General features: G+C 41.7%; 6 protein-coding genes. All 6 read left to right on the forward strand.

The window, feature by feature from the left end; translation table 11 throughout:
* Window positions 1-461: 461 nt before the first annotated feature.
* From BGX12_RS13085 to BGX12_RS13110, 6 genes are read left to right on the forward strand one after another with little or no spacing between them, the layout of a single operon-like run.
* Complete coding sequence (locus BGX12_RS13085; protein ID WP_158278256.1) at window positions 462-1,052, forward strand: restriction endonuclease subunit S; 591 nt, start codon at window positions 462-464, stop codon at window positions 1,050-1,052.
* Complete coding sequence (locus tag BGX12_RS13090; RefSeq protein ID WP_109736493.1) at window positions 1,049-2,614, forward strand: type I restriction-modification system subunit M; 1,566 nt, start codon at window positions 1,049-1,051, stop codon at window positions 2,612-2,614. The genes BGX12_RS13085 and BGX12_RS13090 overlap by 4 nt, the downstream gene beginning before the upstream one ends.
* A gap of 7 nt (window positions 2,615-2,621) precedes the next feature.
* On the forward strand, window positions 2,622-4,088 hold the full coding sequence (locus BGX12_RS13095) for an ATP-binding protein (protein ID WP_109736494.1): 1,467 nt from the start codon (window positions 2,622-2,624) through the stop codon (window positions 4,086-4,088).
* On the forward strand, window positions 4,069-4,356 hold the full coding sequence (locus BGX12_RS15665) for a hypothetical protein (protein WP_199220781.1): 288 nt from the start codon (window positions 4,069-4,071) through the stop codon (window positions 4,354-4,356). The genes BGX12_RS13095 and BGX12_RS15665 overlap by 20 nt, the downstream gene beginning before the upstream one ends.
* Window positions 4,346-6,376: a P-loop NTPase fold protein gene (locus BGX12_RS13105; protein WP_158278257.1), complete on the forward strand. Its 2,031-nt coding sequence runs from the start codon at window positions 4,346-4,348 to the stop codon at window positions 6,374-6,376. Before BGX12_RS15665 ends, BGX12_RS13105 begins: the two co-directional genes overlap by 11 nt.
* Window positions 6,377-6,428: 52 nt before the next feature.
* Window positions 6,429-7,199, forward strand: coding sequence for a restriction endonuclease subunit S (locus BGX12_RS13110; protein ID WP_109736496.1), 771 nt, complete (start codon window positions 6,429-6,431; stop codon window positions 7,197-7,199).
* Window positions 7,200-7,303 lie beyond the last annotated feature (104 nt).

Here is a 7,303-nt window from a genome sequence, read left to right on the forward strand (position 1 = left end):
GTTTCCACACAGCTCATTTTCATTCCATTCGTTTTGCCGGATTTCGGACTAATCAACCAAAAGTCGCCCGAAAGTTCGGCCTTCCGACCATATAAATGCAAAAGCCGTGCCAAAGTCTGTGATGTTACGATGAAATTGAAAAAAACGCCTAGCCTAAACGCCCCAAGCTTGCTGAACAAATTGCTTTTAAGACATTTTCCGACAAATTTTTCGTTTTTGACGAACTGATAACTTTATCGTAAGATTTATGTAGATACAATTCTTGATTGTTTTACAATTTTTGTTTGTAAAGGGACGTGGGCCTTTGGTTTTTGTTATGGGAGTCCATCAACCCTTGAAACGGTGCGAAGTAGCCTTAAGAAAACACCGTTTTACTGTAAAAATCTAAAAATAATTATGTTAGTATGCGAAATACTACAAAAAATCTTGCTTTTGCAAATGAGTTTGATTATATTTGTAGCATGTCGAAAGATTTATCCATAATTGTGCAGTTAGGGGACGTTGCCGACCTGTTGGTAGGCTATCCTTTTCGCAGCACTTGCATTCCAGGGGGACAGGGGGTACTTACCTGTTTTTTAAAGGATGTGGATGCCGGCGGAGTCCTTAACGTGCTTGCCCTAAAGCGTGTGGAGGGCGTGTCTCCTAGCCCCTCTCATTTAGCAAGCGAAGGTGACATTGTTTTCCGATCCCGTGGAACAAGTTTCGTAGCTGCCGTCGTACCCGAAGTTCGCGAACACATTCTTGTTGCCGCACCCATGATCCTCATTCGCGTGAAGGACGGCGTTGTTTTGCCTGAATATCTTGTTTGGTGGATAAATGGAGCGCCAGGGGAGTCTTATTTCAAGGAACACGCCAAAGGCACGGGGATTCCCCTAATAAGCAAGGCCGTCCTTGAAAAGATGCCCTTAAAATTGCCAAGCATCGAAGATCAGCAAAAAATCATTGACTTGGTCAACTTGAATAAAAAAGAACAATTTCTAATGTCAGAAATTGCCATTCGAAAGAACTTAATTTTAGAACGAGAAATTTCAAACTATCTGGAGTCGCTATGACCGAAAACAACGTCAAAAAAATTCAGCAAGACGACATTAACGCCGCAGCATGGGCCGCTTGCGATACATTCCGCGGTGCGGTTGATCCGGCTCAGTACAAGGACTACATCCTGGTGATGCTGTTCCTCAAATATATGTCCGATGTTTGGCGCGACCATTACGAGGCTTACCGTAAACAATATGGCGACGACGAATCCAGAATTCGCCGCAAATTGGAACGCGAACGCTTTGTCTTGCCCTTGGTCCAGCTCACGAATGAAAAGGGCAATGTGATAGATGAATTCACCGCTGACTACTACAGCCTTTACGATAGACGAACCGCAGATAATATTGGCGACCTTATCAACATCGTTTTGGATAAAATCGAAACTCAGAACCGCCTGAAGTTGGAAGGCGTTTTCCGTAACATTGACTTCAATTCCGAACCGAACTTGGGCAGAACCAAGGACCGCAACCGTCGCTTAAAAACACTTCTTGAAGATTTCCATAAAGAAGAATTGAACATGTCGCCCAGTCGCGTTTCCGAAGACATTATCGGCAACACCTACATGTACCTATTGGAACGATTCGGTACGGAATCCGGCAAGAAGGCGGGAGAATTCTTCACACCGTTCGTTGTAACGGAACTCGTGGCAAAACTCGCCGACCCCAAGGAAGGTGACAAGATTTGCGACCCCACTTGTGGCGCAGGCGGATTGCTGCTCCAGGCATCCAAGCAAATTGGCGGAAACAATTTCGCATTATTCGGCCAGGAATCCAACGGAAGCACTTGGGCACTTTGCCGCATGAACATGTTCCTGCATAGCACCGACAGCGCCCGCATCGAATGGGGCGACACGCTGAACAACCCCATGCTCGTTGAAAAAGACAAGTTGATGAAATTCAACGCCGTGGTTGCAAATCCCCCGTTCTCGCTAGATAAATGGGGTGCCGAAAATGCAGAAAGCGACCCTTACAACAGATTCTTCCGCGGTATTCCGCCCAAGAGTAAGGGCGACTGGGCCTTTATCACCCACATGGTCGAAACGAGCCTCGTTGGCGAAGGTCGCGTTGTCGTGGTTGTTCCCCACGGAGTTCTTTTCCGTGGAGCATCCGAAGGCAAAATCCGCGAAGCCATGATTGAAGAAAACTTGCTGGATGCAGTTATCGGCCTGCCCGAAAATCTGTTCCCGACCACAAGTATTCCGGTGGCAATCCTTGTATTTGACCGCAGTCGTGAAAAGGGCGGCAAGAACGAAAAACGCAAGGACGTCCTGTTCATTGACGCAAGCCGTGAATTTGTGCAAGGCAAAAAGCAGAATTCCCTTTCCGAAGAGACCATCACAAAAATCGTAAATACCTACAAAAAGCGCAAGGCCATTGACAAGTACGCTCACCTGGCCACCCTCAAGGAAATCAAGGATAACGAATACAACTTGAACATCCCGCGCTATGTGGACACCTTCGAAGAAGAAGCCCCCATTGACATTGACGAGGTCCAGAAGGATATTGACCGCCTTGAAAAGGAACTGGCAGAAGTCCGCAAGCTGATGGCGCAAAAACTCAAGGAAATTAAGCGGTAGGGTCCCCATGAACTTTAAAGACCTAGAAAGACTGATTTCGCAAGATGAAACAAAATCCCTGGAATTGAAAAAATCTACTGGGGAGCTGAAGGAGGGAATGCGCTCGGCCTGTGCATTCCTGAACTCTGATGGTGGAATTCTTGTATTCGGTATTTCTCCGTCTTTAAAAATTATCGGGCAAATCGTGAATGAGTCCACCCGTCGTGACGTGGCTCAAATAATGTCAGGAATTGAACCTGCCGTTAATCCTGTCGTGGAATACATTGATATTCCTGGAAAACCAGGATTTCAGGCTATAGTTTTAAAGTTTAATCCGTGGGTGTATGGCACAAGACCATACACGTTTCAAGGCAAGCCCTATTATAGGGTAGAAAGCGTGACTAAGGTAATGCCTCGCGATTTGTTTGATGAAAGAATCATGCAGAATCGCCCGAGGAAATATGCCTGGGAAATGCAGCCCGCCGAAAACATCCGTATCGAAGATCTTGACGAAGGCCGAATCAGAGGCGCTGTCCGTGTCGGTGTGGAAGGAGGACGCATTTCAGAAATGTCCCTCCACGCATCTCTTGAAGAAATCTTGGAGAAATGGGAACTGCTCGAAAATGGCGTTTTGAACAACGCTGCAGCCGTGCTGTTCTCTAAAAAGAAAACCCGAGATTTCGAACTGAGAATGGCGCGCTTTCGCGGAACAGACAAGCTCCATTTCATAGACAATCAACGGGTACACGGGAATTTTTACGAACTGATGGATGCAGGGATGGCTTTTTTCTTTAAGCATCTATCTCTTAGCGGCGAAATTACAGGCTGGTACAGAGAAGAACATTTGGATATTCCAGTAGCGGCATTGCGCGAAGCCTTGATCAACGCCATTTGCCATCGCGACTACGAAAAATACCAATGCTCCATCGGCATCGCCATTTACGACGATCGTATCGAAATAGAAAGCCCGGGACTACTCCCGAGGGAATTGACTCCAGAAAGCATAAAATTGCCGCACAGGTCCTACCCAAGAAACATCACCTTGGCGTCTGTATTGTACAGCACCATGGTTTTGGAAAACTGGGGTTCTGGAGTAAAGCGCATCATGGACGCCTGCAAGGCCGAAGGCGCCGAAGAACCTAGCTGGTTCGAAGAAACTGGATTTGTGGTAGTTTCATTCCCGTTCAACAAGCTAAACGGCGTTGAAATCAAGAAAAATCGTGGTAATTCCCAGAACGAGCCTCAAAATGAGCCCCAAAACGAGCCTCAAAATGAGCCCCAAAAACGAAAGCTCAACATAGAAGATATAGTAAAGTCCAACAATACTATTTCTATCAATGAAATTGCCTTGAGTGTAGGAGTAAGCCGTATAACGGTAAAAAGAGATTTGAAAGCCCTTGGCATTAAGTGGGAAGGCCCTTCAAAAACTGGACATTGGGTTAAAAAAGAGAAAGAAGGGCGAGAAGGAGAATACTATGACACCAAGAAAATCTAACAATCCGCAAATAACTATCCATAGTTGGCTAAGAAGTCGCGACATTGTGGAATTTTTGGGCCTACGGGAGAGCCTTCATAACCCTGATTTTAAACGTAGCAAATTCGATACGTTTAAAAAAGATGCGGGTAGTTTTATAAAACAAGGCTTGCCTCAATCGGATCGTCTTGAAAAATTGCGCGAAACCGCAGAAAGTCAATTAAGAACCTTGCTTACCCTTAATTTGCAGAATCCTATTTTGGCGAATGGTGGCGAAAATGGCAAATAGCAATGAACATATTGAAAACTATCTAAAGGAATATCTTCAGATTGATAGGCCTAGCTATGCCGTACTTATCAAAGGGGCATGGGGGTCCGGGAAAACATATTTTGTAAAAGACTTCATTGCAAATAATCTTGGCAAAAAAAACAATAGTACGCTAAAACCTGTTTATGTAAGTTTATTTGGAGTAAAATCTAAAGATGATATTGACGAACGAATTTACGAGGCAGTACACAATATTTTTGGGAAACCCATTTCTAAATTGGCATTTAGCGTCGCAAAGACAGCAGCGCTAGTCGGTGCTAATGTTTTAGGAGGTCCTGCTGGACAAGGAGCTGCTTCTGGAGCAATGAAGGAAGCCGAAAAAATTGGAAAGCAGTTGCGTAAAGTAAACGACAATTTCGTTTTGTTTTTTGACGATTGTGAAAGGGCTGCAACAAATCTGATTGAACTATTGAGTTTTATAAACCCGTTTGTTGAGGACGATGGTCTTCATTGCGTTATTGTTGCTGATGAAAATGTTTGGAATGAGCAATTTAAAGAAAAAAATATCAAACAGAAGAATATTTACGAGATTGCTAATTCTACACAAGAACAAAATCAAACGCGCCAACTAAGATACCAAATAGATGAAATTGAAGAAAAAAGTCGGACACAAAGCTTAAGATTTGTAAAAGAAAAAGTTATTGGCAGAGAGTTTCTTATAAAAACAAATGTCGAGGATGTTCTAAATCAGTGGCTCAATACTTCTGACAAGTCTTTGGGATTTTCGGATCGGACAAAAAAACTTTTAAAAGATAATCTCGACATCCTATTACGCGTAGTCTCTATTGCCAATGTTTCCAATTACAGGGCTATTCGCTACTCATTAATGGATTTTGATTTGTTTATCGGAGGACGAATAAAGCAAAAAAAGATTCCAGAATATCTCTTAAAGAATAACGAATTTAACTCTCTGTTTATTGCAGACTTCTTTAGCATACACTATGCATTTTATCTAGGTAATCTAACTGAAGGAGAAATTGGTGTTGAGACTCCCGATGGTGAGCGTATAAAAGCATATATGCACCACTCCTATGAAATTCCATCAACAGCATGGGAACGACACGCTGAATTTTATTCTTCCATTGAAAGACTTTCTGCAAATACAGGAGACTATGGGAAAAAATGGTTTGATGTATGGAAATCCTGGATAAAGGACGGCCAATACGATGTTGAATATGTTCGTAGATTGATAAAGGAGTCCATTTGGTTTGACAAAAAACTATCTTCTACCTACCAAAAAATATATAGATGGCCATTCTTACCATCATCAGAAGGTACTGAAGCGATTGAAGCGTTTTATGCGGCGTTAAAAGACGAAGCTCTTTTAAACACCAATGAAATTTTCTCATTATTCTACCATCTTTATTGGTATGCAAAAAAAGGTGCTTTAAAACAGTCTGGTGACGAATTTATCAAAGAGATGGAATCCTATGTACAGCGGGTGAAGGCAAAAAACAAACTGATTTATGAAGAACTGGATTCTAAAGATTACATTTTGCAGTATCACTCTATTTATAAAGAATATGAAGATAAAAACGAAGCGTTCCGAAATTTTTTGGAAAATATGCAACAACAGGCAAAAGAAAAACAAAGAGAGAAATCTAAGAATGATTTTTTCGTGTGTTTAGAAAGTGGAAATGTTAAGAAAATTGTAAAAGCATGTTCTTTGATTTCAAAATGCAATGGGTGTGATGAACTTTTTGTTCTTTCTGATATTGATATAAATCGATTTGTTGATGTTTTTCTTTCTTACGATCCGGACTCTCAAAATCGAATAAGAACAGCCCTAGTTGAACGATATGATTGTGGACGTGTAAAAAAGGAAGATGAATTGGCTTTTTTGAAATCACTACGATGCTGTGTCCAAGAAAAATTTAACGAGCCCATCAAAGACGGAGCACTATCAAAAACCACGAGCCAATTTGGATTACATTATTTTCAAATGACCTTGAATAAGATTTTGGGAAATCGAGAAAAATGAGTATGAAAGAATTTGAAAAAGGGATTGAGAAAATCCTAAAGAGGGCCTTCAAATGAATTTGCCTAATGGATGGAAAAAAGTGAAGTTGGGAGATGTTTGTTCTTTATTGTCAGGTCAAGACTTTGCACCAGAATTATACAGCGATGAAACATTGGGAACCCCTTATATTACAGGGGCGAGTAATTTCGCCAACAATCATATTGTTTTAAATAGATGGACCAATTGTCCTAGGTGTATTGCTCACAGAGGTGAAATACTTTTAGTATGCAAAGGGTCCGGTTTTGGAACTTTGGCTATTGCAGATTTTGAATCAGCTCACATCGCCCGTCAAATTATGGCCTTGCAAAATTTGAAAGGCGTAGATAGGGACTTTTTGTTTAATGTAATTGCAACAAACTTTTTGAATATAAAACAAAAAGGATGTGGACTAATTCCTGGCATTGATCGGAAAACTGTATTGAATATTTCCTTTGCGTTACCTCCTCTTGCGGAACAGAAGAAAATTGCCGAGACTCTTTCTGTTTGGGATTCTGCCATTGAAAAAATGGAGAAGTTGGTGGTGCTTCAAAATAAAAGATTTCAACAAATGTTAAAGGAACATATTGTTGAAAAAATTGATGATGGAGCATGGGATACTTGCCGCGTAGGCGACCTTTTTGATGCCGTAACAAGAAAAAATAAAGAAAATTGTAAAAATGTACTGACATCTTCTGCGCAGCTAGGTTTGGTAAATCAGCAAGAGTATTACAAAAAAAGTGTTTCTGCTTTAGATGTTACAGGTTATTATTTCGCGGATTCTCATCGTCAAGTAAATCCGATCTAGGCTGAAAACAAAAAAAATCCCTAGAAAGTGAATTCTAGGGATGGTTAGGTTTCTAACTTGCGTTTTCGACCAAGAAAAGGACAAGCGATGAGACTTAACCGAGA

Source organism: Fibrobacter sp. UWR4, from assembly GCF_003149045.1.
Lineage (GTDB): Bacteria > Fibrobacterota > Fibrobacteria > Fibrobacterales > Fibrobacteraceae > Fibrobacter.

Coding starts and splice junctions, on each gene's coding strand:
- BGX12_RS13085 (WP_158278256.1), top strand. CDS start 462: ATGTCGAAAGATTTATCCATAATTGTGCAGTTAGGGGACGTTGCCGAC.
- BGX12_RS13090 (WP_109736493.1), top strand. CDS start 1,049: ATGACCGAAAACAACGTCAAAAAAATTCAGCAAGACGACATTAACGCC.
- BGX12_RS13095 (WP_109736494.1), top strand. CDS start 2,622: ATGAACTTTAAAGACCTAGAAAGACTGATTTCGCAAGATGAAACAAAA.
- BGX12_RS15665 (WP_199220781.1), top strand. CDS start 4,069: ATGACACCAAGAAAATCTAACAATCCGCAAATAACTATCCATAGTTGG.
- BGX12_RS13105 (WP_158278257.1), top strand. CDS start 4,346: ATGGCAAATAGCAATGAACATATTGAAAACTATCTAAAGGAATATCTT.
- BGX12_RS13110 (WP_109736496.1), top strand. CDS start 6,429: ATGAATTTGCCTAATGGATGGAAAAAAGTGAAGTTGGGAGATGTTTGT.